Below are 22268 nucleotides of genomic sequence, written 5' to 3' on the forward strand. Positions count from 1 at the left end.
TCCAGGTTGATCTTGCCGGCCCCCACGCCGGGCGCCGGCAAGATCAACCTGGACAAGGGCCGGGTGAGCCTCCAGAAGAACCAGACGGTCTCCCTGGTCAAGGGCGGCGCCCCCCTTCTCTCCCGCGTCCAGATGGGCCTCGGCTGGGAGCCCGCCTACCGGGGCAAGGACATCGACCTCGACGCCTCGGTCATCGCCTACGGCCCCCAGCGCAACGCCGTCGACAGCTGCTACTTCGGCAAGCTCTCCATCCTGAACGGCGCCATCAAGCACTCCGGCGACAACCTCACCGGCGAGGGCGGCGGTGACGACGAGGTCATCACGGTCGACCTCGGCCGCATCCCCCCGGAGGTCACCGGCCTGGTCTTCACCGTCAACTCCTTCTCCGGCCAGAAGTTCACGGAGGTCGCCAAGGCGTACTGCCGCCTGATCGACCCCACCTCCGGCGAAGAACTGGTCCGCTTCGACCTGACGTCGGCGGAACCCCAGACGGGCGTCCTGATGGCCAAGCTCATCCGCCAGTACTCGGGCGAGTGGGACATGACCGCCCTGGGCGACTTCGTCAAGGCCCGCACGGTGAGAAACATGGTGAAGCCGGGGGGCGCGGCGTTGTGACAGAGGTCTAGGGTCTTTCGTTTGGATCAGGCCGGATCAGGGAGCGGGGTCTGGTGCCGTGCGTCGCAAGGCGGAGGAGGGCCACATGGCGGAGCCATGGCAACCGACGACAACGCCGCGAGGCGCGGTGCCAGACCCCGCGAGCCCGGCAAGATCCAAACGGGAGGCCCTAGGACGCCCGGCCGGGGCCCCGCACCGGGACCCCGGCCTCGTAAAGGGCCAGCAGCTCCGCCGTCGTCTCCGGGGGCGCCGTCAGCAGGGGTGGCCGTACCGGGCCTGCCGGGAGGTTCATGGCGTTGAGGAGGGCCTTCGTCGTCACCGTGCCCGGTAGGTCCGAGGCCATCATCGCCTCGATCAACGGGGTTACCCGGGACTGGAGTTCGGCGGCCAGCGCTGTGTCTCCCGCGTCGAACGCCGCCAGGATTCCCGCCACCTGCGCCGGCACCGCGTTGGCGATCGTGCTCACGCAGCCCACCGCCCCCACGGCGTACAGGGGAAGGATGTGTTCGTCGCACCCCGCGTAGTACGCCAACTCCGTTTCCGCGAGCACCTTCTGGGTGCCGAGGAAGTCGTAGGAGCAGTCCTTGACGGCGACGATGCGCGGATGGGCCGCGAGGCGGATCATCGTGGCCGGAGCGATACGGGTGCCCGTGCGGCCGGGGATGTCGTAGAGCATCAGCGGCAGGCCGCTCGCGTCCGCGACCTGGCGGAAGTGGGCCTCGACGGCAGCCTGTTGGGGACGGCTGTAGTACGGGGTGACGACCAGCGCCGCGTCGGCGCCCGCCTTCTCGGCCGCGAGGGTCAGTTCGACGGTGTGCCGGGTGTCCGCCGTGCCGACGCCCGCGACCAGCGGGACGGCGGGGCCCACCGCGGAGCGGACCGCCGCGATCAGCTCCCGCTTCTCCGCGTCGGTGGTGGTGGGCGACTCACCCGTGGTGCCGTTCAGGACCAGCCCGTCGCAGCCCCCGGCCACCAGACGGGTGGCCAGGCGGGCCGCCCCGTCCACGTCGAGCGCGCCGGCCGGCGTGAACGGGGTGACCATCGCGCAGAGCGTGCGGCCGAAGGGTGCGTTCCGTTGCCTCATGGTCGTAGTCTCGACACCACGACCGTGAAGCTCCACTTAAATCTGCTACGAGATGCAGCCAAGCAGATCTGAACAATCAGGGGCGGAAGCGCAGCACCTGCGGGTCGTGGTCGCTGATCTGGTCGTGGAACTCCGAGTTGATGTGCACGCTGTCGTACGCGAACGAGCCCCGCCGGATCGCCCTGCTGATCAGGATCTGGTCGAGCACCTGCGCATTGCCCTGGTAGTCGTAGGTGTAACGCTCCCTGCGCGGCAGCGACTTGATCGCCGACCAGAGCTCCCCGTCACCCTCCAGGATCTTCGCGGTGTCGGAGAACTCGAAGTCGTTCATGTCCCCGAGCGCGATGACCTCCGCGTCCTTCTGCGCCGCGAGCAGGGACTTCACGAAGGTGTTGACCTCCGTCGCCTGCGCGTGCCGCTGCGTCTCCGAGCTGCGGACCACCGGCTGGTACTGCCCGCTCAACGGCTGGTCGCCGCCCTTGGAGTTGAGGTGGTTGGCGATCACGAAGACCGTACGGCCCCGGAACACGAACTCCCCGGCCAGCGGCTTGCGGCTGTTGGCCCAGGCGGCGTTCGCCGGGTCGACGCGGCCGGGCGACACGGTCAGCCGGGCCTTGCCGTTCTCCTTGGCGACGCCGACCGCCGTGGTGGAGTCACCGCCGGGGCGGTCGGTGAAGGAGACCCGCCCGGGGTTGAAGAGGAACACCTGGCGGATGTTGCCGCCCGGCTCGCCACCGTCCTGCTTGTCGACGGGGTCGATGGAGCGCCAGTCGTAGCGCGGACCGCCCGCGGCCACGATCGCGTCGATCAGCTTGGCCACCGTCGCGCCCGCGCTCACCGTGCCGTCGTCCTTGGCGCCGTTGTCGTCCTGGATCTCCTCCAGGGACACGATGTCGGGCGAACGCAGGTTGTTCACGATCGCGGACGCGTGCGCGTCGAAGGTCTTGTCGGACGGGTCGAGGTTCTCGACATTGTACGTCGCCACCGCCAGCTCGCCGGACGCCTGCTTGCGGGTCGTCTCCCGCTCCAGGCCCCCGCTCTCCAGCGTGCCGAGGGCGCTCGCCACCAGCGTGTAGCCGCCGAACTGGTTGAAGTCCAGCGGTCCGGTGGTGGTGCCGGCCAGGGTGTCGCCGACGTTCGCCTGCGGGAAGTCCGCGGTCGCGCCGAGGGACTGGATCTGGAGGCGGCCGGTGTTCTGCGCGTCGTAGGAGCCGTACAGGGTGCCGCCCCGCTCGGTGCGGTGCTCCTTCGGCTTCACGGTGACCCACAGCTCGCTGTACGGGTCGGTGCCGGTGACCACGCGCGCGTCGCCGACCTGGACGTTCATGCCCTCCAGCGACTCGTAGTAGTCGAGGGCGTAGGTCGCGGGGGCGAGCGGCAGGGCGTTGATCGAGTTGTTCGCGGCCGGGTCGCCGGCCGGGGCGTATCGTTCCGGCACCGCGCGCCTGGTGATCACGACCGGCGCCGGGACCGGGTTGCCGGTGGAGAGGGTGGTGACGACGGGCTTGGTGATCTCGGTGACCGACTGGTTGCCCGAGGCGGTGCCGCCCGGCACGTACTCCGACACGGTTCCGGTGACGGTGACCGAGTCGCCCACGGCGGCCTTCGGCGTGGAGCTGGTGAAGACGAAGACGCCCTCACTGGTGGCCGGGTCGGCGTCCGGGTTCGGGTCCTGGAGCCAGAAGCCCTTGGACGAACCGTAGGTGCGTACGGCGGTGACCACGCCGGGCACGTCGGCGACCTGCTTGCCGGCGTACGGCGAGAGGCGGGTGGTGCCCTGGATGTCGTGGACGCGCACCGAGTCGGCGTGCGCGGGCGAGGTGGCGACGACGGCGGACGCGGCGCCGCACACGGCGGCGACGGTGAGCGCGGCGAGACGCGCGGAAGTCCTGCTCGGCAAGGGGATTTCCTCCGGGAACGTGACGGAACGCCGGGACGGCAACGCACAGCAGCGTGCAGGGCTCGTCGCCCTCAGTGACACGCGTAGAGCCGAGTGAACAGTCGTTCCCCCACCTCTACGCGCGTCAATCTCCTGCCTCGCGCCGGGAGTTGTCAAGGTTTCGGCCACGTACGAGGGGCGGCGGCGACCGGAACCGGGTGGTGCGCCGGCAAAGCCGTCTAGGCTGAGGGGTTGAGTGCTTTCCCGGTCCGAGGAGAACCAGCCGATGTCAGACAGCTCCCCCCTGCCGCCCGTACGGCTGCGTCCCGAAGCGGAGCTGGCGCGTGCCGCGCTGTCCACCCCGCTGCTCTCCCGCGCCGCCCGGCTCGCCCGGTGGGCGGGCCCCGACACCCGCGTCGACGGCGGCGGCAGCCTGGTCGAGGAGCAGTTGCCCGCCGCCGCCGAACTGCTCGGCCTGACCGGCGGCGACGCCGCCGCCAACGCCGCCGAGGCGTGGGGCGTGGCGGTGGACACCGGCCTGGTCGAGATCACCGACGAGGAGGCCGGGACCGTGGCCCCCGGCGCGGACCTGGCCCTGCTGACCGGCGCTCCGCACGACGTGCTGACGATCTGGCTGGCCGCGCTGGACACGGTCGTCGCGGACGCCGGGGTGCCGGACCTGGAGGGGCTGGCCGCCGCCCTGGAGGAGGGCGGCGAGATCGATTTCTCGACGTTCGACTGGGACCCCCAGGGCGAGGCGGAACTGCTCGACGGCGTGCTCGGCAACCTCTACCTGCTGACCGTCGGTGAGGACGGACCCGGTGAGAGCCCGGTGCCGCTGCCCGCGCTGGCCGCCTCCACCATCGTCCCCGACGAGCTGGAGGAGCCCAGCAACGACGTCCTGGAGCAGGTCTCCGACGCGATGATGAAGCTGGACGACCAGTTCCGGATGCTGGAGCCGATCGGCCTGGTGGAGTACCGGCCGGTGGACGAGGAGCTGATGGCCGGCGCGGAGGAGGAACCCGCCGAGCCGGTCGACGAGGACGACATCGCCCGCTACGGCATGGTCCGGCTGACCCCGCTCGGGCTGTACGGGCTGCGGGCGCGGCTGCTGGAGGCCGGGTTCGAGGCGCCGGCCGTGGGCGAGCTGGCCGACAAGGGCGCGGACGCGCTGCTCGACGGCACCGCCGGGTACGGGGAGTTCGCCGCGCGTGCCGAGACCGAGCAGTGGCTCGCGCGACGTGAGCCCCTCGCCGCCGCGCGGGAGCTGCTCGCGGCGGCGCGCGGCGCGGACGCCGGTGCGCCGCTGCGGCGGCTGCGCTGCCAGCAGGCGCTGTCCCTGGTCGGCGAGGCGGCCGAGCCGGCGCTGCGGGAGGTGCTGGACGATCCGGAGCTGGGCGGTCTGGCCCGGGTCTGGCTGAGCGAGCGGGGCGCGCCGGACGTGCCGCCGCCCTCGCAGGACCTGGTGTTCTGGCTGACCGTGGACACGATCGCCGCGCAGCTCCAGGCGGAGGGCAACTCCGAGGAGCTGCAGGCGTTGGTGGAGGGCCTGGCCGAGCAGCACAGCGGGTTCTTCTCGGCCGCCTGGCGGGTGGAGCACCCGGCCACGGCGGACGTGCTGGAGGCGATGGGGCGGCTGCATCCGGACAAGCGGGTGGCCAAGGAGGCGCGGAAGGCGGCGTTCAGGGCGAGGTCGCAGCAGCAGGGGAACTGACGGGCCCCTCCCCGGGGTGTACGGCAGCGGTGTCCTGTGCGCGGCTCGGTGTTCAACTGCCGTTCAAGGGCGGGCGGGAGTGTGTCGGCCGAACGAGGCCCCGCCACCCTCGCCCTCCGCCACGGGCGTCCCGACCGTCACAGGAGACACCATGTCACTCACCCGCAGGGACTTCGCCAGGACCACGGCGGTCACCGGTGCCGGGGTCGTGCTCGCGGGCAGCGTGGGCGCCCTCGCCACCGCCCCGCAGGCCCTCGCCGCCGCGGACCTCGACGGCGCCCGGGACGCGCACGGCCACCCCGGCATCGGGTACGGCCCGCTGGTCCCCGACCCGGACGGCATCCTCGCGCTGCCCGAGGGCTTCTCGTACCGGGTGGTGACGTACAGCGGGCGTACCCGGCTGGAGTCGGGCGAGCCCACCCCGTCGAACCACGACGGTACGGCGGCCTTCGCGGGCCCGCGCGGTGCGGTGCTGCTGGTGAACAACCACGAGCTGAAGGGGCCGCGTGCGAACTGGAAGCACCCGGTGCCGCTCGCCGAGGGCCTGGTGTACGACCCGGCCGCCTCGGGGGGCTGCACGGTGGTGGAGGTCCGACGTGACCATGTCGCCGAGTGGGTGGGCGTCGCCGGTACCTCCACCAACTGCGCCGGCGGCAGCACTCCTTGGGGTACCTGGCTGACCTGTGAGGAGACCGAGGACCGGGCCGGGCAGAACGGCATGACCAAGGACCACGGCTACGTCTTCGAGGTCGACCCCGCCGACCGCCGCGCCAACCGCGCTCCCAAGCCGCTGAAGACGCTGGGCCGTTACGCCCACGAGGCGGTGGTGGTCGACCCCAAGCGGGGCCACCTCTTCCTCACCGAGGACGCCTCCGGCCCCAACGGCCTCTTCTACCGCTGGACTCCGCCGGAGGGCTTCCACCACGGCCGGGGCCGGCTGCGCACCCTCGCCGACGACGCGGGCGTCCTCCAGGCGTTCCGCTGCTTCGACTCCGGCGGCCGCTTCGTGGACGACCTCTCGCGCGCGACGCGCACCGGCACGGTGTACGGCGTGGACTGGGTCGACGTCCCCGACCGGGACGCGCGTACGGTGCCGGTCCGCAAGCAGTTCACCGACGGTCAGGTGACGCGGGCCCGCAAGCTGGAGGGCATGTGGTGGGGCGACGGCGGGGTGTACGTTGTCTCGTCCTACGCCCGCGAGGAGAGCCCCGTGCGGCACGACGGCCAGGTGTGGTTCTACGACCCCAGGCGGCGGACGCTGACCCTGAAGGTACTCCTCGGGGTCAACCCGGACCCCTCCGCCGACGGCGCCTTCGACGGCCCGGACAACATCACCGTCTCTCCCTACGGGGGCCTGGTCATCGCCGAGGACGGCGAGGGCGTGCAGCACCTCTTCGGCGCGACCGACGGCGGCCGTACGTTCCCGATCGCCCGCAACGAACTCAACATCGGCACCGAATCGGCCCCCGAGTACAGCGAGTTCACCGGTGTGACCTTCTCCCCCGACGGCCACACCCTGTTCGCCAACATCCAGGAGCCGGGCATCATGCTGGCGATCACGGGCCCGTGGAAGCGGCAGCGGCGGGACTAAACTCCTGGGGCAGCCCCCCGCCGAAGGAAGTGCCCGCATGTCCCACCCCAGGCCCATGCGGGCGGACGCCCGGCGCAACCGTGAACGCCTGCTGACCGCGGCTGCGTCGGCCTTCGCCGAACACGGTGAGAGCGCCTCCCTGGACGACATCGCCAGACGCGCCGGTGTCGGCTCCGGCACGCTGTACCGCCATTTCCCCACCCGCCGGGCCCTGTTGGAGGCGGCGTACTCGGCCCGCGTCGACGCCCTGGGCGAGCGCGGCGAGGAGTTGTCCCGCGCCCTGCCCCCGGGGGAGGCGCTGACAGAGTGGCTCCACGAGGTCTGCGTGGCGACGATCCAGGTTCGGGGCCTGAAGTCCCTCCTGGGCTCGGCGGCGACCGACGCGCCCATGACGGCCTGCGGCACGGTGGTGTACGGCACGGCGACCCGCCTGGTCCGGGCCGCCCAGGAGGAAGGCGCCCTCCGCCCCGACATCACCACGGCCGAACTCCTGCGCCTCGCCCACGGCATCGCGTCGGCGGCGGAACTGGGCGGCGGGGAAGCACGGGAGATCGGGCGGTATCTGGGGTGGCTGCTGGACGGACTTCGCGTCAGCGGAGGTTGAGGGCGCGGCGGGCCACGGTGATGACGTTCTGGGCTTCGGTCCCGTACACGGCCGACTCGTGGAGGGTGTGCCAGACCTTCGAGTGGAGGGCGATGTTGTCGGCGTCGTCCAACCACATCTCGGCGTGCCAGTCCTCCGCGACGACCACCCGGTCATCCAGGACCCAGAAGCCATTGGCGGGCACGATCTTCACGGGGGCGGCGAAGGGGACGACGCCCAGCTCGACGGTGTCCATGCCGATCACGCCGGTCAAGCGGTCGAGCTGGGCGGCCAGCACGGTGGGCGGGCAGATCAGCGAGCGCAGCGCGGCTTCCCACATCAGCACGTGCAGCTTGCGGCCGGGCCGGTAGAGCCACTCCTGCCGCTGGACTCGGGAGCGTACGGCGGCGTCGATGTCGTTGGCGCCGCCTAGCAGTTCGGCGTACCGCCGGATGACGTGGTGAGCGTACTCGGGGGTCTGCAGCAGGCCAGGGATCACCGACTCCTCCCAGACCCACATCTCCGAGGCCCGCTCTATCTCCGCGCTCAGCCCTTCATGCATCACCTTGTAACCGTTCGCCAGCGCGCGACGCCATGACCTGATCTGGGACTCGAAGCCCGCCAGTCGGGCGGCCAGCTCGGCGTACACCTCAGGCTGCTCGGTCGCGTCAGCCCAAGCCCTAAGGTCCTCGGGGGTGGCCGTCTGCTTGCCGTTCTCCAGCCTGCTGACCTTGGAGCCCTGCCAGCCGAGCCGCTGGGCGAGTTGCTGACCGGTGAGCCGACCACCAGGGCATGAAAGGGACGTACCCTTGGACCGAATCAGGCCGGTGGTCCGGTAGCAGACTTCAACAGCGCCCCGATGTCTACTCGTTGACGTCGGGGCGCTTCCGTGTGCCGTGCGCTATCATCGGCGTTAGTGAGCGAAATGCTCCGCGCACCTGTGCGCCCCGGCTGCGAAACGGGAAGGCAGGGCAAGCCAGCCTAAGTGACTGGGCCTCGGTGCAACTAGGTCGCCGAGCCGACGATGTCAGTCAAGATCCCGGGTTGGCGGGTAGGGCAAGACCGCACGACTGTACAAACCCGGGTCAGCAATGACCCACCCGAGAACATTTGCGCGCCGCATCAGCGTAGGTGTCTCGGTCCCGACCGAAAGGGACGGATCGAGGCTGCCTATGCCACCGATTCCGACCCATGACAGGGAAGGTAAGGATCGGTGGACGGCACCGCCATCATCATCATTCTCGCCATCGCTGGCGTGGCTTCCGTGCTGCTCTTCGCTGTGAAGGGTCTACTAGACCAGATTCCAGACGTGATCGAGTCCGCCGGAAAGGCGCGCGAGGCCTGGCAGCGCTTTAAAAACCCCGATCAGCCGCACCGGACGGACGATCAAGAGCCGCCCATGGCCGCTTAGGCCCGCCCTGGGCCTGCCGTCACTCTCCATGGACATGAGAAGCGCCCCGACGGCACTCGCGTCCGGCGGGGCGTCTCTCTGCGGCCGGATGGCCGCCGTTGATCAGTTATGGCTGTGCAGAATGTCGTTCAGCCCGCCCCAGACCGCGTTGTTCGGCCGAGCCTCCACCGCACCGGTCACCGAATTGCGGCGGAACAGGATGTTGGACGCGCCGGAGAGGTCGCGGGCCTTGACGATCTGGCCGTCGGGCATCGTGACGCGGGTGCCCGCGGTGACGTAGAGGCCCGCCTCGACCACGCACTCGTCGCCCAGTGCGATGCCCACCCCCGCTTCCGCGCCGACGAGGCAGCGCTCACCGATGGCGATGATGACGTTGCCGCCGCCGGAGAGGGTGCCCATGGTGGAGGCACCGCCGCCGATGTCGGAACCGTCACCGACGACGACGCCCGCGGAGATGCGGCCCTCGACCATGGAGGTGCCCAGCGTGCCGGCGTTGAAGTTGACGAAGCCCTCGTGCATGACCGTCGTGCCCTCGGCGAGGTGCGCGCCGAGGCGGACGCGGTCGGCGTCGGCGATGCGGACGCCCTTGGGGGCGACGTAGTCCGTCATGCGGGGGAACTTGTCGATCGAGGTGACCTGGAGGTGCAGGCCGTCGGCGCGCGCGTTCAGCCGCACCTTCTCGACGTCGTCCACCGCGACCGGGCCGAGCGAGGTCCAGGCGACGTTGGCGAGGTGGCCGAAGATGCCGTCCAGGCTCTGGCCGTGCGGCTTGACCAGGCGGTGCGAGAGCAGGTGCAGCCGCAGGTAGACGTCGTGCGCGTCGAGCGGCTTCTCGTCCAGCGAGGCGATGACCGTACGGACCGCGACCACCTCGACGCCCCGCCGGGCGTCCGGGCCGAGCGCGGAGACCGCGCTGTCGCCCAGCAGTTCGGCGGCCCGGTCGGCGGACAGCCGCTCGCTGCCGGACGGCCCCGGCTCGGCGACCAGCTCGGGCGCCGGGAACCAGGTGTCGAGAACGGTGCCGTCGGCGGCGATGGTGGCGAGACCGGCGGCGACGGCGCCGGTGGTACGGGAAGCAGTGTCGGTCATGCGGAAAACCTAACGTGGGAGCGGTGCGGGGGCCTAACCGGTGCGGCGCGCCGGGTGCGCGAAGGCGGCGATGCCCAAGGGCACCGCCGCCTCGATCCGTAGGGGGAAAAGCAACCCTCAGACGTTGAACCCCAGCGCCCGCAGCTGCTCGCGGCCGTCGTCGGTGATCTTGTCGGGGCCCCACGGGGGCATCCAGACCCAGTTGATGCGCAGTTCGCTGACCAGGCCGTCGGTGACGGACTTGGCCTGGTCCTCGATGACGTCCGTCAGCGGGCAGGCCGCGGAGGTCAGGGTCATGTCGATCGTGGCGATGTTCGCGTCGTCGACGTGAATGCCGTAGATCAGACCGAGGTTGACGACGTCGATGCCCAGCTCGGGGTCGACGACGTCCATCAGGGCCTCGCGGAGTTCTTCCTCCGAGACCGGTTTCATCTCAGCGGTGTCGGTCATGCCGTCTTCCTTTCGGCGTCCGCGCCGGCCTCGCCCAGGGCCTGGGCCGTCGCGTCCTTCCACGCCATCCAGCTCAGGAGGGCGCACTTGACCCGCGCGGGGTACTTGGAGACACCGGCGAACGCGACCGCGTCCTCCAGCACCTCCTCCATCGCGTCGTCGGGCTCGATCCGGCCCTTGGACTGCATCAGCTCCAGGAAGGTCTCCTGGATCTTCTGCGCCTCGGGCAGGTCCTTGCCCACCAGCAGTTCGTTCAGCACGGACGCCGAGGCCTGGCTGATGGAACAGCCCTGGCCCTCGTACGAGACGTCCGCGATCGTCGTACCGTCGTACCGCACCCGGAGGGTGATCTCGTCGCCGCACGTCGGGTTCACGTGGTGCACCTCGGCGTCGCCATCCCGAAGACCACGCCCGTGCGGGTTCTTGTAGTGGTCCAGGATGACTTCCTGGTACATCGAGTCCAGCTTCACGGTGTCAACCCACGCCTCTCAGCCGAAGAAGTTCCGTACGTGCTCCAGCCCCTCGACCAGTGCGTCGATCTCGCCGGGCGTGGAGTACAGATAGAACGACGCCCGGGTGGTCGCCGGAATTCCGTACCGCAGGCAGACCGGCCGCGCGCAGTGGTGGCCGACGCGCACCGCGATGCCCTGCTCGTCGAGGACCTGGCCCACGTCGTGCGGGTGGATGTCGCCGAGCGTGAAGGAGATCGCCGCGCCGCGGTCCTCGGCCGTGGAGGGGCCGATGATGCGCAGGTCGGGGACCTCGCCCAGCCGCTTCACCGCGTACTCGGTGAGCGCGTGCTCGTGGGCGAGGATCTTGTCCATGCCGATCGAGTTGAGGTAGTCGATCGCGGCACCGAGACCGACCGCCTGGGCGATCGGCGGGGTGCCCGCCTCGAACTTGTGCGGAGCGGGCGCGTAGGTCGAGGAGTGCATCGACACCGTCTCGATCATCTCGCCGCCGCCGAGGAACGGGGGCAGGTCCTCCAGGAGTTCCTGACGGCCCCAGAGCACCCCTATGCCGGTCGGACCGCACATCTTGTGGCCGGTGAAGGCCACGAAGTCGGCGCCGAGCGCCTGTACGTCCAGCGGCATGTGCGGCGCGGCCTGCGAGGCGTCGACGCAGACCAGCGCGCCGACCTCCTGGGCGCGGCGCACGATCGCCTCGACCGGGTTGACCGTGCCCAGGATGTTGGAGACCAGCACGAAGGAGACGATCTTCGTCTTCTCGGTGATGATCTCGTCCAGGTTGGACAGGTCGAGGCGGCCGTCGTCGGTGAGGCCGAACCACTTCAGCTTCGCGCCGGTGCGCTGCGCGAGCAGCTGCCACGGCACGATGTTGGAGTGGTGCTCCATCTCCGTGATGACGATCTCGGTCTCGTGGTCGACCCGGTAGGGCTCGTCGGCCCAGCCGAGCATGTTGGCCACGAGGTTGAGCGACTCGGAGGCGTTCTTGGTGAAGATCACCTCGTCGCGGCTGGGCGCGTTGACGAAGTCGGCGACCTTGTCACGCGCGCCCTCGTACAGCGCCGTGGCCTCCTCGGCGAGGACGTGCACGCCGCGGTGGACGTTGGCGTTGTAGCGCTCGTAGTACTCGCTCAGGGCGTCCAGCACCTGGCGCGGCTTCTGCGAGGTCGCCGCGTTGTCCAGGTACACGAGCTTGCGCCCGTCGTGGACCTGTCGGTCCAGGATGGGGAAGTCCTTGCGGATCGCCTCGGTGTCGAGGAGGCCCGGCAGCTCTGTCACGCGGATACGCCACCCTTCGTGTATGCCTCGTAGCCCTCGTTCTCCAGCTTGTCGGCCAGCTCGGGACCGCCGGACTCGACGATGCGGCCGCCGGAGAACACGTGGACGAAGTCCGGCTTGATGTAGCGCAGGATGCGCGTGTAGTGCGTGATCAGCAGGGTGCCGGTCTCACCGGTCTCGCGGACGCGGTTGACGCCCTCGGAGACGATGCGCAGGGCGTCCACGTCGAGGCCGGAGTCGGTCTCGTCGAGGATGGCGACCTGCGGCTTGAGCAGCTCGAGCTGGAGGATCTCGTGGCGCTTCTTCTCACCGCCGGAGAAGCCCTCGTTGACGTTGCGCTCCGCGAAGGAGGGGTCCATGTGGAGCCGCTCCATGTTCTCCTTGACCTCCTTCACCCAGGTACGCAGCTTGGGGGCCTCGCCGCGGACGGCGGTGGCGGAGGTGCGCAGGAAGTTGGAGACGGAGACGCCGGGGACCTCGACCGGGTACTGCATGGCGAGGAACAGGCCGGCGCGGGCGCGCTCGTCGACCGACATGGCGAGGACGTCCTCGCCGTCGAGGGTGACGGTGCCGCTGGTGATCGTGTACTTCGGGTGACCCGCGAGCGAGTAGGCGAGGGTCGACTTGCCCGAGCCGTTGGGGCCCATGATGGCGTGCGTCTCGCCCTGCTTCACGGTGAGGTCGACGCCCTTGAGGATCTCCTTCGTGGCGTTGTCGGCCTCGACGGTGACGTGCAGGTCTCGGATTTCAAGCGTTGCCATGGGTGCCTCAGGACTCCTGGGTGAGGGAGACGAGCACGTCGTCCCCTTCGATCTTTACGGGGTATACGGGGACGGGGCGCGTCGCGGGCGGGCCGGACGGCTTGCCGCTGCGGAGGTCGAAGCAGGAGCCGTGCAGCCAGCACTCGATCTGCCCGTCCTCCACCTCGCCCTCGGAGAGGGAGACGTTCGCGTGCGAGCAGATGTCGTAGATCGCGTACACCTCGCCCTCGGTCTTCACGACCGAGACCGGAGTGCCGTCGAGCTCCACCCGCTTGGGGGTGTCCTCCGACAGCTCGCTCAGTCCGCAGACGCGCTGGAAGGTCGTCGTCATGCGACCGCGGCCTCCAGCTCCTCCTCGATCTTGACGAGCAGGCGCTCCTCGATGTCGGGGACACCGATCTGCTGGACCAGCTCGGCGAAGAAGCCGCGGACCACCAGGCGGCGGGCCTCGTGCTCCGGGATGCCGCGGGCCATCAGGTAGAAGAGCTGCTCGTCGTCGAAGCGGCCGGTGGTGGAGGCGTGGCCGGCACCGACGATCTCACCGGTCTCGATCTCCAGGTTGGGGACCGAGTCGACGCGGGAGCCGTCGGTGAGCACCAGGTTGCGGTTCATCTCGTAGGTGTCGGTGCCCTCGGCCTTGGCCTCGATGAGCACGTCACCGATCCACACCGCGTGCGCGCCCTCGCCCTGGAGCGCGCCCTTGTAGACGACGTGGGAGCGGCAGTGCGGGGTGTTGTGGTCCACCAGGAGGCGGTGCTCCTGGTGCTGACCGGCGTCGGTGAAGTACAGGCCGAACAGCTCGGCCTCGCCGCCGGGGCCCGCGTAGCTGACGCGCGGGTGGAGGCGGACCACGTCGCCGCCGAAGGTGACGACCACGGACTTGAAGGAGGCGTCGCGGCCGACCAGGGCGTTGTGCTGGGCCACGTGCACGGCCTTGTCGTCCCAGTCCTGGACGGAGACGACGGTCAGCTTGGCGCCGTCACCGAGCACGTAGTCGACGTTGGCGGCGAGCACCGCGTCACCGGTGTGGTCGATGACGACGAGGGCCTCGGCGAAGGCACCCAGTTCGATCACCTGGTGGCCGAAGGCGGTGCCGCCCTCGCCGTGCACCGCGATGCGGATCGGCTCGGTGAGGACGGTCTCCTTGGGCACGGTGACGACCGACGCCTGCTCGAAGGCGGAGTACGCCTGGGCGGCGACGCGGTCGACCGGCGTGCCGGCCTTGCCGAGCCGGGCGTCGTCACGGCCGACGTTCTCGACGGTGACGCCCTCGGGGGCCTCGACGACGACCTTCAGGCCCTCGCCCGTGGCGACGGCGGTGCCGTCGTGCAGGCCGCGCAGCCGCTCCAGCGGAGTGAACCGCCACTCCTCCTCCCGGCCGTGCGGGACGGGGAAGTCCGCGACGTCGTAGGAGGGGGGCGCGCTCATGCGCGTGGCGACGGTCGACTCCGCGGCGACCGCGATCGAGCCCGCGGTGGTGGACCCCACGGGGATGTTCTGCTCAGCCATGGCTGTCGGGGTGCTCGCTTTCTGGTGCGTAGGTGGCTGCGTGTGTGGCGTGACGGGGTACGGGCGGCGGGTCAGCCGACCGCGCCCTCCATCTGCAGCTCGATCAGCCGGTTGAGCTCCAGCGCGTACTCCATCGGCAGCTCCTTGGCGATCGGCTCGACGAAGCCGCGCACGATCATCGCCATCGCCTCGTCCTCGGAGAGGCCGCGGCTCATCAGGTAGAAGAGCTGGTCCTCGGAGACCTTGGAGACGGTCGCCTCGTGACCCATGGAGACGTCGTCCTCGCGGACGTCGACGTAGGGGTAGGTGTCCGAGCGGGAGATCGTGTCGACGAGCAGCGCGTCGCACAGCACGTTGGACTTCGATCCGGCCGCGCCCTCGCCGATCTCGATGAGACCGCGGTAGGAGGTACGGCCGCCGCCGCGCGCCACCGACTTCGAGACGATGTTGGACGACGTGTTGGGCGCCATGTGGACCATCTTGGCGCCGGCGTCCTGGTGCTGGCCCTCGCCCGCGAAGGCGATGGAGAGGGTCTCGCCCTTGGCGTGCTCGCCCATCAGGTAGACGGCCGGGTACTTCATGGTCACCTTGGAGCCGATGTTGCCATCGACCCACTCCATGGTGGCGCCTTCGTAGGCGACGGCGCGCTTGGTGACCAGGTTGTAGACGTTGTTCGACCAGTTCTGGATGGTCGTGTAACGGCAGCGGGCGCCCTTCTTGACGATGATCTCGACGACCGCAGAGTGCAGCGAGTCCGACTTGTAGATCGGCGCGGTGCAGCCCTCGACGTAGTGGACGTAGGCGTCCTCGTCGACGATGATCAGCGTCCGCTCGAACTGGCCCATGTTCTCGGTGTTGATCCGGAAGTAGGCCTGGAGCGGGATCTCCACGTGCACGCCCTTCGGCACGTAGATGAAGGAGCCGCCGGACCACACGGCCGTGTTCAGCGAGGCGAACTTGTTGTCACCGACCGGGATGACGGTGCCGAAGTACTCCTTGAACAGCTCGGGGTGCTCGCGGAGCGCGGTGTCGGTGTCCAGGAAGATGACGCCCTGCTCCTCCAGGTCCTCGCGGATCTGGTGGTAGACGACCTCCGACTCGTACTGGGCGGCGACACCGGCGACGAGGCGCTGCTTCTCGGCCTCCGGGATGCCCAGCTTGTCGTAGGTGTTCTTGATGTCCTCGGGCAGGTCCTCCCAGGACTCCGCCTGCTTCTCCGTGGAGCGCACGAAGTACTTGATGTTGTCGAAGTCGATGCCCGAGAGGTCCGAGCCCCAGTTGGGCATGGGCTTCTTCTCGAACAGCTTCAGACCCTTGAGGCGGAGCTTGGTCATCCACTCCGGCTCGGACTTCTTGTCCGAGATGTCGCGGACGACGGCCTCGCTCAGGCCGCGCTTGGCCGAGGCGCCGGCTACGTCGGAGTCGGCCCAGCCGTATTCGTACTTGCCCAGACCCTCGAGTTCGGGGTGGGCAGTCTCCGTGGGGAGCGTCATGCGGGGTTCCTCCCGGCCGTGCTTGCGTGGTGGCTCTGATCGGACTTGTCGGTCTTGGAAATCTTGGGGATGAACGTCGTGCAGACGCCGTCGCCGTGCGCGATGGTCGCCAGTCGCTGGACGTGGGTTCCCAGCAGCTCGGCGAAGAACTCCGTCTCCGCCTCGCAGAGCTGGGGGAACTGCTCGGCGACGTGGGCGACCGGACAGTGGTGCTGGCAGAGCTGCTCACCCTGTTGCGGGAGGGGGGCACTGCGTGCCGTAGCAGCGTACCCGTCCGCGGTCAAGGCCCTGGCCAGGGCTTCGGCGCGGCGCTCGGGCTCCACTCCCTCGACGGCCCGGCGGTAGGCGGCGGCCTGGGCGGCGATGCGGGCGCGGGCGAAGGCGGCGACGGCCTCGTCCCCGCCCTCGCGCTCGGCGATCCAGCGCATGGCGTCGGCGGCGAGCTGGTCGTAGGACTGGTCGAAGGCGTCCCGGCCGCAGGCGGTCAGGGCGAAGACCTTCGCGGGGCGGCCGCGGGTACGGGCTCCGTACACCCGCTGCTCGCGTGCCTGCACGACGTCGTCGGCGGCCAGCGCGTCCAGATGCCGGCGCACGGCGGCCTGGGTGAGGCCCAGCCGGCCGGCCAGTTCGGCGACGGTCGACGGGCCGTGGTCCAGGATGGACCGCGCGACCCGGTTGCGCGTCGAACGCTCACCGGTCGCTAGCTCTTCCTGGGGCCCCGTGGGGGTCTCCCGAGCCTCGCCGACGTTTTTCACAACGCTATTGTTGCGTAATTCTTCGGAGCCTGACAAGCCAGGCCGGAAGCGATCGACGGTGCCCTGCGTCACTTAGGCCGACCTAACCTGACCTGCGGAAACGATCTCCAGGACACCGATCGCGGCACCCCTCACCAGGCAAAACCGCTGGCGGTCGGCACCTCGGCCGGGCAGACTCCGCGCCATGCCGACCCCCGTCCCAGCAGGCCCCCTGGTTACCCGTTCCGCCCTCGCCGAACAGCTCCTGGAGCTGGGTGTCGAGCCCGGCGAGACCCTGCTCGTGCACTCCTCGCTGAGTTCCCTCGGGTGGGTGAACGGCGGGGCCGTCGCCGTCGTCCAGGGCCTCCTCGACGCCCTCGGCCCGGACGGCACCCTGGTCGTCCCCACCCAGTCCGCCGGCCTCTCCGACCCCGAGCTGTGGCACGCGCCCCCGGTGCCGCCCGAGTGGTGGGAGACGGTACGCGCCACCATGCCGCCCTACGACCCGCGCACCACCCCCTCGCGCGGGGTCGGGGTCGTCCCGGAGACCGTGCGCACCTGGCCCGGCGCCCGGCGCAGCGCACACCCGCAGACCTCGTTCGCCGCGCTCGGCCCCCGCGCCGCCGAGATCACCCACGGCCACGCCCCGGACTGCCGGCTCGGTGAGCGGAGCCCGCTGGCCCGCCTGGAGCGGCTCGGCGCCCGGGTACTGCTGCTGGGCGTGGGCTACCACGCCTGCACCAGCTTCCACCTGGCCGAGTACCGGATACCCGCGCCGACGGTGGAGGTCGGGCGGCCCGGCCCCGGCGGCTGGGAGACGGTGACCGAGGTGTCCATCACCTCCGACCGCTTCGACGAACTGGGCCAGGACTTCGAGCGGGACCGCCCGGTCCTGCGGAGCCGGGTCGGCGCCGCCGTGGCCCGGCTGTTCCCGGTCGCGGACGCGGTGGCCTACGCCGAGCGCTGGCTCCCGCTGCACCGGCCCCGCGAGGCCGGTTTCCAGCACCCCCACGCCTGAGCCCCGCCGCGCCTCCCTAGACTCTGGACCCATGCATAGTGACCCCGTGGTCCAGGTCCAGGCCCTGGTGAAGCGGTACGGGCGGAAGACCGCGGTGGACGGCCTCGACCTGGAGGCCCGGCCGGGCGTGACCGCCGTCCTCGGTCCCAACGGCGCCGGCAAGACGACCACGGTCGAGACCTGCGAGGGATACCGCACCCCGGACTCCGGCACCGTGCGCGTCCTGGGCCTCGACCCGGTGCGGGACGCGGCCGCGCTGCGCCCCCGGGTCGGGGTGATGCTCCAGTCCGGCGGTGTCTACTCCGGCGCCCGCGCCGACGAGATGCTGCGGCACGTCGCCAGGCTGCACGCGCACCCCCTGGACGTGGACGCCCTGATCGAACGGCTCGGGCTCGGCTCCTGCGGCCGGACCTCCTACCGGCGGCTGTCCGGCGGCCAGCAGCAGCGGCTCGCGCTCGCCATGGCCGTCGTCGGCCGCCCCGAGCTGGTCTTCCTGGACGAGCCGACCGCCGGTCTCGACCCGCAGGCCCGCCGCGCCACCTGGGACCTGGTACGGGACCTGCGCACCGACGGGGTCTCGGTGATCCTGACCACGCACCACATGGACGAGGCGGAGCAGCTCGCGGACGACGTGGCGATCATCGACGGGGGCCGGGTCATCGCCCAGGGCTCCCCGGAGGAGCTGTGCCGCGACGGCGCCGAGAACACCCTGCGCTTCAGCGGGCGCCCCGGACTGGACGTGGCCTCGCTGCTCAAGGCGCTGCCGGCCGACTGCACGGCCGACGAGCTGACGCCGGGCGGGTACCGGGTGAGCGGCAAGATAGACCCGCAGCTGCTCGCCACCGTGACCTCCTGGTGCGCGCAGCACGGGGTGATGCCGGACCGTATCTCGGTGGAGCGGCACACCCTCGAAGACGTCTTCCTGGAACTGACCGGCAAGGAGCTGCGCTCATGACCACCGCGCCGGGCACGTACGCCCCCAGGCCAGGAGCGGCCCCGCTCCCGCGCATGATCGGCGCGCAGGCCGCGCTGGAGACGCGGATGCTGCTGCGCAACGGCGAGCAGCTGTTGCTGACCGTGGTGATCCCGACCCTGCTGCTGGTGCTGTTCAGCTCGGTGGACATCGTGGACACCGGGTCCGGCAGGGCGGTGGACTTCCTCACCCCCGGCATCCTGGCGCTGGCGGTGATGTCCACGGCGTTCACCGGACAGGCCATCGCCACCGGCTTCGAGCGGCGCTACGGCGTGCTGAAGCGGCTGGCCTCCTCGCCGCTGCCGCGCTGGGGCCTGATGACCGCGAAGACGGCCGCGGTGCTGGTCACCGAGGTCCTCCAGGTCGTCCTGCTGACCGTCATCGCCTTCGCGCTGGGCTGGTCCCCGCACGGCAGTCCGGCCGCCGTCCTGCTGCTGCTCGTCCTCGGTACGGCCGCGTTCTCCGGGCTCGGGCTGCTGATGGCGGGGACGCTGAAGGCGGAGGCCACGCTGGCCGCGGCCAACCTGGTCTTCCTGCTGCTGCTGGTCGGCGGCGGGGTGATCGTGCCGCTGGAGAAGTTCGGCTCCGCCGGGCAGCACGTCCTCGGGCTGCTGCCGATCTCCGCGCTCTCCGACGGTCTGCGGGACGTGCTCCAGCACGGCGCCGGGATGCCCTGGGGCGACCTGGCGATCCTCGCGGTGTGGGCGGTCGTGGGCCTCGCCGCGGCGGGGAAGTTCTTCCGCTGGGAGTAGGTGCGCCCGCGGCCGAGGGGCGCCCCTCGTGAAAGTGTGCACAAGCGGGCGCCTACCATGGTGCGCGTGCCAAAGCTGACCCCCGCCGACGCCGCGGCGGCCCTCCGCAACCCGCTCGCCTTCATCGCCGACCGCTGGACCCCGGACCCCCGGACCGTCCGCCGGGCCGCGCTCGCCGCTCTCGTGATGTCGGTGGTCATCGTGGTCACCGGCGGCGCGGTGCGCCTGACCGGATCCGGGCTCGGCTGCCCGACCTGGCCCACCTGCACCGACGACTCGCTGACCACCACCCGCGCCATGGGCGTGCACGGCGTCATCGAGTTCGGCAACCGCATGCTGACCTACGTGCTCTGCGCGGCCGTCGGATGGGCGATCATCGCCGCCCGCTCCCGGAAGCCGTGGCGGCGCGACCTGACCCGGCTCGGCTGGGCGCAGTTCTGGGTGGTCATGGGCAACGCGGTGCTCGGCGGCATCGTGGTGCTGGTCGGACTGAACCCGTACACGGTCGCGGCGCACTTCCTGCTGTCCACGGCGCTGATCACCGTGGCCACCGTGACGTGGCAGCGCACCCGTGAGGGTGACGCGGAAGCGCGCCCGCTGGTCGGCGGGGCGGTACGGCAGCTCGTGTGGTTCCTGGTGGCCGCGGCCGTGCTGCTGATCGCGGTCGGCACGGTGGTGACCGGCGCCGGTCCGCACGCGGGCGACTCCTCCGAGGTGGCGCGCATCCCGCTGGACTGGGAGATGATCGCCAAGCTGCACGCGGTGCTGGCGTGGATCGTGGTGACCCTGACCTTCGCCCTCTGGTTCGTCCTGAAGGCGGTCGACGCCCCCAAGGGCCCCCTGTCCCGGACCCGCGACCTCTTCGTGATCCTTCTGGCCCAGGGTGTCATCGGCTACATCCAGTACTTCACCCACCTCCCCGAGGCCCTGGTCGCCCTGCACATGCTCGGCTCCTGCCTCATGTGGATCGCCACTCTCCGCGTCCTCCTCTCCCTCCGTGAACGCCCGGCCACCCCGGCCCCGGTGCCGGGTCCGGCGGCGGAGGTCTCGGTGGGCACCCCGGCCTGAGTCAGCGGTACCCGGCCACCAGTGCGTCGATGGCCGGTCCGAGGTAGGCACGGGTCAGCCGGGCCCTGCGGTCCGGCGAGGGTCCGGGGCCGTGTTCCCCGTAGCGCCGCCGCGTGATGTCCTCGACGACCTCGCGCGGCGCCCCCAGTGCGGGCAGCTCGGTGAGCGCCTGACGCTTGGAGATCAGCCGCCCCTCGCGCAGGGTCACGGTGGCGCGGGCGAAGGTCAGCAGGCCGAGGTCGACCCAGATGTCCTCCCTCCAGAGCCGCTCCTTGTCCACGGCCGGGCGCCAGAAGTCCCGCTGGTCGGCCGCGACGAAGTCCCGCAGCTGCCGGTCCGGCACCGGCGGCAGATACGCGGCGGGCGGCGCCCCGTGCAGCACCCGGCCGAACTCGTGCAGCTCGCTCCGGGTCACGGGGGTGACCGGACGGCGCGTGACGCGGCCGTGCGCCCAGGTCAGGTGCGGCCTCTCCGGCTCGGCCGCCGCGGGCGGGGTCAGGTACGAGCAGTGCAGCCGGTCCGCCAGTGGCTCGGCGCGCAAGTGCCGGTGCAGCACGATCAGGCGGCGTACGGAGGCCGGGGTCAGCGGGCCGGGCAGGACCGCGACGAGGTCCAGGTCGCTGCGGCCCTCCTGGTAGTCCCCGCCGCCCAGTGAGCCGTGGGCCCAGACGGCGAGCGGGCGGAAGGGGGCGAGGTCGTCCAGGAAGCGGGAGATGAGCGCTTCGGTCGGCATGGGGCGAGTGTCGGGGACGGGGCGCCGCCCGTACAGAGGTCAGCTCAGCCCGTACACCCGGTGGGCGTTCTCGGACGCCAGGAGGTGCGCCACTCGGCGGGCGTCGGTGGGGCTGCAGGCGCCCTCGGTGAGCCAGGTGCCGAGGACCCGGTCGAGGGACTCGCGGAAGAGGTGGGCGCCCACCACGTGGAGTTCGGGCAGGGACTGGGCGCCGGTGGAGAAGAGGACCTTGCCGAAGGGGGCGAGTTCCAGGATGTCCGCGAGGATCGCGGCCGCGCGGGCGCCGGTACGGGCGAGGGCGGCGCCGGAGTCGGCGTAGACGTGGGTATGGGCGCCGGCCAGCCGGGCCGCGTACCGGTGGTGGAAGAGGCCGGGCAGCAGGACCAGGTCGGTGCCGAGGCCCGCGGTGGCCCGTACGAAGCCGGCCAGCGGAGCGGGGTCGGTACGCGGGCCGGGCTCCTCGGGGCCGGCGTGCAGCTGGAGCGGGCGGCCCGTGGCCACCGCGGTCCACAGCAGGTGGCCCAGCAGGACGGGGTCGGCCAGCTCCTCCCCCACGCGCCGTCCGGCCAGCCAGCGGGCGGCGGCGCTCCGTACCGCGCCGGGCCCCGGTGGCTCGGGGGCGAGAGCGGCACCTTGGCCCGCGAGGAAGGCCGTGGCGGCGAAGGCGACGGCGTGCGTGGCGGCCCCGTGCACCGCCTCGGCGAGATTGGCGAGGAACGAGGCGACCGTGCCCGAGGTGTCCGCGACCTGCTCGGCCAGCGGCTCCAGCCGGACCACCTCGCGCGCCGCCGCGTCCCCGGCGGCGGCCATCTCCTCGGGCCCGGTGAGGTCGTCCGGCAACCCGCTGGAGACCAGGTAGGTGGTGATCCCGGACCCGCGCAGCAGCCTGCGCCCGGCCTCCAGCACGCCCAGTTCGCGGCGCCGGGCCAGATAGCGGGCGGGCGGACAGTGCGGCTCCAGGCCGAGCAGCGGCGGACACCAGCGCCGCACCGCGAACCCCGTCTGCGTGTCGAACAGCGTGGTCCCCGGCGCGGGCGGCCCCTCCCCCCGCCCCAGCCGCGCCTCG

Annotated in this window: 23 protein-coding genes; 9 read left to right on the forward strand and 14 right to left on the reverse strand. The window is 71.1% G+C overall.

Annotated features, from left to right (window positions below):
• Positions 1–615: TerD family protein (locus CCN33_RS08125; protein ID WP_208621682.1), on the forward strand; the 615-nt coding region annotated here is incomplete at its 5' end.
• A gap of 169 nt (positions 616–784) precedes the next feature.
• Here CCN33_RS08125 and dapA read toward each other — a convergent pair.
• Both dapA and CCN33_RS08135 read right to left on the reverse strand, forming a co-directional pair.
• Positions 785–1699, reverse strand: a complete 915-nt coding sequence (gene dapA, locus CCN33_RS08130; protein ID WP_086692692.1) for a 4-hydroxy-tetrahydrodipicolinate synthase — start codon at positions 1697–1699, stop codon at positions 785–787.
• 76 nt (positions 1700–1775) lie between these two features.
• A complete protein-coding gene (locus CCN33_RS08135) occupies positions 1776–3599 on the reverse strand; it encodes an endonuclease/exonuclease/phosphatase family protein (RefSeq protein WP_086692694.1) in 1824 nt (607 codons plus the stop codon).
• Between the two features lie 265 nt (positions 3600–3864).
• Between CCN33_RS08135 and CCN33_RS08140 the strand changes: the two genes are divergently transcribed.
• From CCN33_RS08140 to CCN33_RS08150, 3 genes are all read left to right on the forward strand, one after another.
• The gene (locus tag CCN33_RS08140) at positions 3865–5292 is read left to right on the forward strand and encodes a hypothetical protein (RefSeq protein WP_086692695.1); all 1428 of its coding nucleotides are present in this window, start codon (positions 3865–3867) and stop codon (positions 5290–5292) included.
• 151 nt (positions 5293–5443) lie between these two features.
• Positions 5444–6883, forward strand: a complete 1440-nt coding sequence (locus CCN33_RS08145) for an alkaline phosphatase PhoX (RefSeq protein ID WP_086692697.1) — start codon at positions 5444–5446, stop codon at positions 6881–6883.
• Between the two features lie 37 nt (positions 6884–6920).
• On the forward strand, positions 6921–7487 hold the full coding sequence (locus CCN33_RS08150; RefSeq protein WP_086692699.1) for a TetR/AcrR family transcriptional regulator: 567 nt from the start codon (positions 6921–6923) through the stop codon (positions 7485–7487).
• Here CCN33_RS08150 and CCN33_RS08155 read toward each other — a convergent pair.
• The gene (locus tag CCN33_RS08155) at positions 7474–8289 is read right to left on the reverse strand and encodes a helix-turn-helix domain-containing protein (RefSeq protein ID WP_086692701.1); all 816 of its coding nucleotides are present in this window, start codon (positions 8287–8289) and stop codon (positions 7474–7476) included. The two genes, CCN33_RS08150 and CCN33_RS08155, sit on opposite strands and share 14 nt — an antisense overlap.
• 390 nt (positions 8290–8679) lie before the next feature.
• Here CCN33_RS08155 and CCN33_RS08160 point away from each other — a divergent pair, with 390 nt between their 5' ends.
• A complete protein-coding gene (locus CCN33_RS08160; RefSeq protein ID WP_086692703.1) occupies positions 8680–8877 on the forward strand; it encodes a hypothetical protein in 198 nt (65 codons plus the stop codon).
• A 102-nt stretch (positions 8878–8979) separates the two neighbouring features.
• Here CCN33_RS08160 and dapD read toward each other — a convergent pair whose 3' ends face one another.
• The 9 genes from dapD to CCN33_RS08205 all read right to left on the reverse strand — a co-directional run bounded on the left by dapD (position 8980) and on the right by CCN33_RS08205 (position 16679).
• Positions 8980–9966 carry a 2,3,4,5-tetrahydropyridine-2,6-dicarboxylate N-succinyltransferase gene (dapD, locus tag CCN33_RS08165; protein WP_086692705.1) on the reverse strand — a complete coding sequence of 329 codons (987 nt, stop codon included), beginning with the start codon at positions 9964–9966 and terminating at the stop codon, positions 8980–8982.
• Positions 9967–10083: 117 nt separating this feature from the next.
• Positions 10084–10416 carry a metal-sulfur cluster assembly factor gene (locus CCN33_RS08170; RefSeq protein WP_031182020.1) on the reverse strand — a complete coding sequence of 111 codons (333 nt, stop codon included), beginning with the start codon at positions 10414–10416 and terminating at the stop codon, positions 10084–10086.
• Positions 10413–10886 carry a Fe-S cluster assembly sulfur transfer protein SufU gene (gene sufU / locus CCN33_RS08175; RefSeq protein ID WP_086692707.1) on the reverse strand — a complete coding sequence of 158 codons (474 nt, stop codon included), beginning with the start codon at positions 10884–10886 and terminating at the stop codon, positions 10413–10415. The genes CCN33_RS08170 and sufU overlap by 4 nt, the downstream gene beginning before the upstream one ends.
• An 18-nt stretch (positions 10887–10904) precedes the next feature.
• On the reverse strand, positions 10905–12161 hold the full coding sequence (locus tag CCN33_RS08180; RefSeq protein ID WP_086692709.1) for a cysteine desulfurase: 1257 nt from the start codon (positions 12159–12161) through the stop codon (positions 10905–10907).
• Positions 12158–12922 (reverse strand): Fe-S cluster assembly ATPase SufC, encoded by a 765-nt coding sequence (gene sufC / locus CCN33_RS08185; protein WP_086692711.1) that lies wholly within the window; start codon positions 12920–12922, stop codon positions 12158–12160. The genes CCN33_RS08180 and sufC overlap by 4 nt, the downstream gene beginning before the upstream one ends.
• A 7-nt stretch (positions 12923–12929) precedes the next feature.
• On the reverse strand, positions 12930–13253 hold the full coding sequence (locus CCN33_RS08190) for a non-heme iron oxygenase ferredoxin subunit (RefSeq protein ID WP_086692713.1): 324 nt from the start codon (positions 13251–13253) through the stop codon (positions 12930–12932).
• Complete coding sequence (sufD, locus tag CCN33_RS08195) at positions 13250–14431, reverse strand: Fe-S cluster assembly protein SufD (RefSeq protein WP_086692715.1); 1182 nt, start codon at positions 14429–14431, stop codon at positions 13250–13252. Before sufD ends, CCN33_RS08190 begins: the two co-directional genes overlap by 4 nt.
• A 71-nt stretch (positions 14432–14502) precedes the next feature.
• Positions 14503–15924 (reverse strand): Fe-S cluster assembly protein SufB, encoded by a 1422-nt coding sequence (sufB, locus tag CCN33_RS08200; RefSeq protein WP_030815341.1) that lies wholly within the window; start codon positions 15922–15924, stop codon positions 14503–14505.
• The gene (locus CCN33_RS08205; protein WP_086692717.1) at positions 15921–16679 is read right to left on the reverse strand and encodes a helix-turn-helix transcriptional regulator; all 759 of its coding nucleotides are present in this window, start codon (positions 16677–16679) and stop codon (positions 15921–15923) included. Before CCN33_RS08205 ends, sufB begins: the two co-directional genes overlap by 4 nt.
• A gap of 184 nt (positions 16680–16863) precedes the next feature.
• On the opposite strand from CCN33_RS08205, the gene CCN33_RS08210 reads away from it, so the two are divergent.
• The 4 genes from CCN33_RS08210 to CCN33_RS08225 are packed head-to-tail and all read left to right on the forward strand — an operon-like array spanning position 16864 to position 20469.
• Entirely contained in the window at positions 16864–17676 is an 813-nt protein-coding gene (locus tag CCN33_RS08210; protein WP_086692719.1) for an AAC(3) family N-acetyltransferase, read from the forward strand.
• 31 nt (positions 17677–17707) lie between these two features.
• Positions 17708–18631: an ABC transporter ATP-binding protein gene (locus tag CCN33_RS08215; protein WP_086692721.1), complete on the forward strand. Its 924-nt coding sequence runs from the start codon at positions 17708–17710 to the stop codon at positions 18629–18631.
• Complete coding sequence (locus CCN33_RS08220; protein ID WP_086692723.1) at positions 18628–19401, forward strand: ABC transporter permease; 774 nt, start codon at positions 18628–18630, stop codon at positions 19399–19401. The genes CCN33_RS08215 and CCN33_RS08220 overlap by 4 nt, the downstream gene beginning before the upstream one ends.
• Positions 19402–19458: 57 nt before the next feature.
• Complete coding sequence (locus CCN33_RS08225) at positions 19459–20469, forward strand: COX15/CtaA family protein (protein WP_086692725.1); 1011 nt, start codon at positions 19459–19461, stop codon at positions 20467–20469.
• Position 20470: 1 nt separating this feature from the next.
• Here the strand turns inward: CCN33_RS08225 and CCN33_RS08230 are convergent, their stop codons facing one another.
• Positions 20471–21202, reverse strand: a complete 732-nt coding sequence (locus CCN33_RS08230; protein ID WP_086692727.1) for a DUF4111 domain-containing protein — start codon at positions 21200–21202, stop codon at positions 20471–20473.
• A 39-nt stretch (positions 21203–21241) separates the two neighbouring features.
• Positions 21242–22268: amidohydrolase (locus tag CCN33_RS08235; protein ID WP_244173726.1), on the reverse strand; the 1027-nt coding region annotated here is incomplete at its 5' end.

It is taken from the genome of Streptomyces recifensis, from assembly GCF_002154615.1.
GTDB classification, from domain to species: Bacteria; Actinomycetota; Actinomycetes; order Streptomycetales; family Streptomycetaceae; genus Streptomyces; species Streptomyces griseoluteus.

Coding starts and splice junctions, on each gene's coding strand:
- dapA (WP_086692692.1), bottom strand. CDS start 1,699: ATGAGGCAACGGAACGCACCCTTCGGCCGCACGCTCTGCGCGATGGTC.
- CCN33_RS08140 (WP_086692695.1), top strand. CDS start 3,865: ATGTCAGACAGCTCCCCCCTGCCGCCCGTACGGCTGCGTCCCGAAGCG.
- CCN33_RS08145 (WP_086692697.1), top strand. CDS start 5,444: ATGTCACTCACCCGCAGGGACTTCGCCAGGACCACGGCGGTCACCGGT.
- CCN33_RS08150 (WP_086692699.1), top strand. CDS start 6,921: ATGTCCCACCCCAGGCCCATGCGGGCGGACGCCCGGCGCAACCGTGAA.
- dapD (WP_086692705.1), bottom strand. CDS start 9,966: ATGACCGACACTGCTTCCCGTACCACCGGCGCCGTCGCCGCCGGTCTC.
- CCN33_RS08170 (WP_031182020.1), bottom strand. CDS start 10,416: ATGACCGACACCGCTGAGATGAAACCGGTCTCGGAGGAAGAACTCCGC.
- sufC (WP_086692711.1), bottom strand. CDS start 12,922: ATGGCAACGCTTGAAATCCGAGACCTGCACGTCACCGTCGAGGCCGAC.
- CCN33_RS08190 (WP_086692713.1), bottom strand. CDS start 13,253: ATGACGACGACCTTCCAGCGCGTCTGCGGACTGAGCGAGCTGTCGGAG.
- sufD (WP_086692715.1), bottom strand. CDS start 14,431: ATGGCTGAGCAGAACATCCCCGTGGGGTCCACCACCGCGGGCTCGATC.
- sufB (WP_030815341.1), bottom strand. CDS start 15,924: ATGACGCTCCCCACGGAGACTGCCCACCCCGAACTCGAGGGTCTGGGC.
- CCN33_RS08210 (WP_086692719.1), top strand. CDS start 16,864: ATGCCGACCCCCGTCCCAGCAGGCCCCCTGGTTACCCGTTCCGCCCTC.
- CCN33_RS08215 (WP_086692721.1), top strand. CDS start 17,708: ATGCATAGTGACCCCGTGGTCCAGGTCCAGGCCCTGGTGAAGCGGTAC.
- CCN33_RS08220 (WP_086692723.1), top strand. CDS start 18,628: ATGACCACCGCGCCGGGCACGTACGCCCCCAGGCCAGGAGCGGCCCCG.
- CCN33_RS08225 (WP_086692725.1), top strand. CDS start 19,459: ATGGTGCGCGTGCCAAAGCTGACCCCCGCCGACGCCGCGGCGGCCCTC.
- CCN33_RS08230 (WP_086692727.1), bottom strand. CDS start 21,202: ATGCCGACCGAAGCGCTCATCTCCCGCTTCCTGGACGACCTCGCCCCC.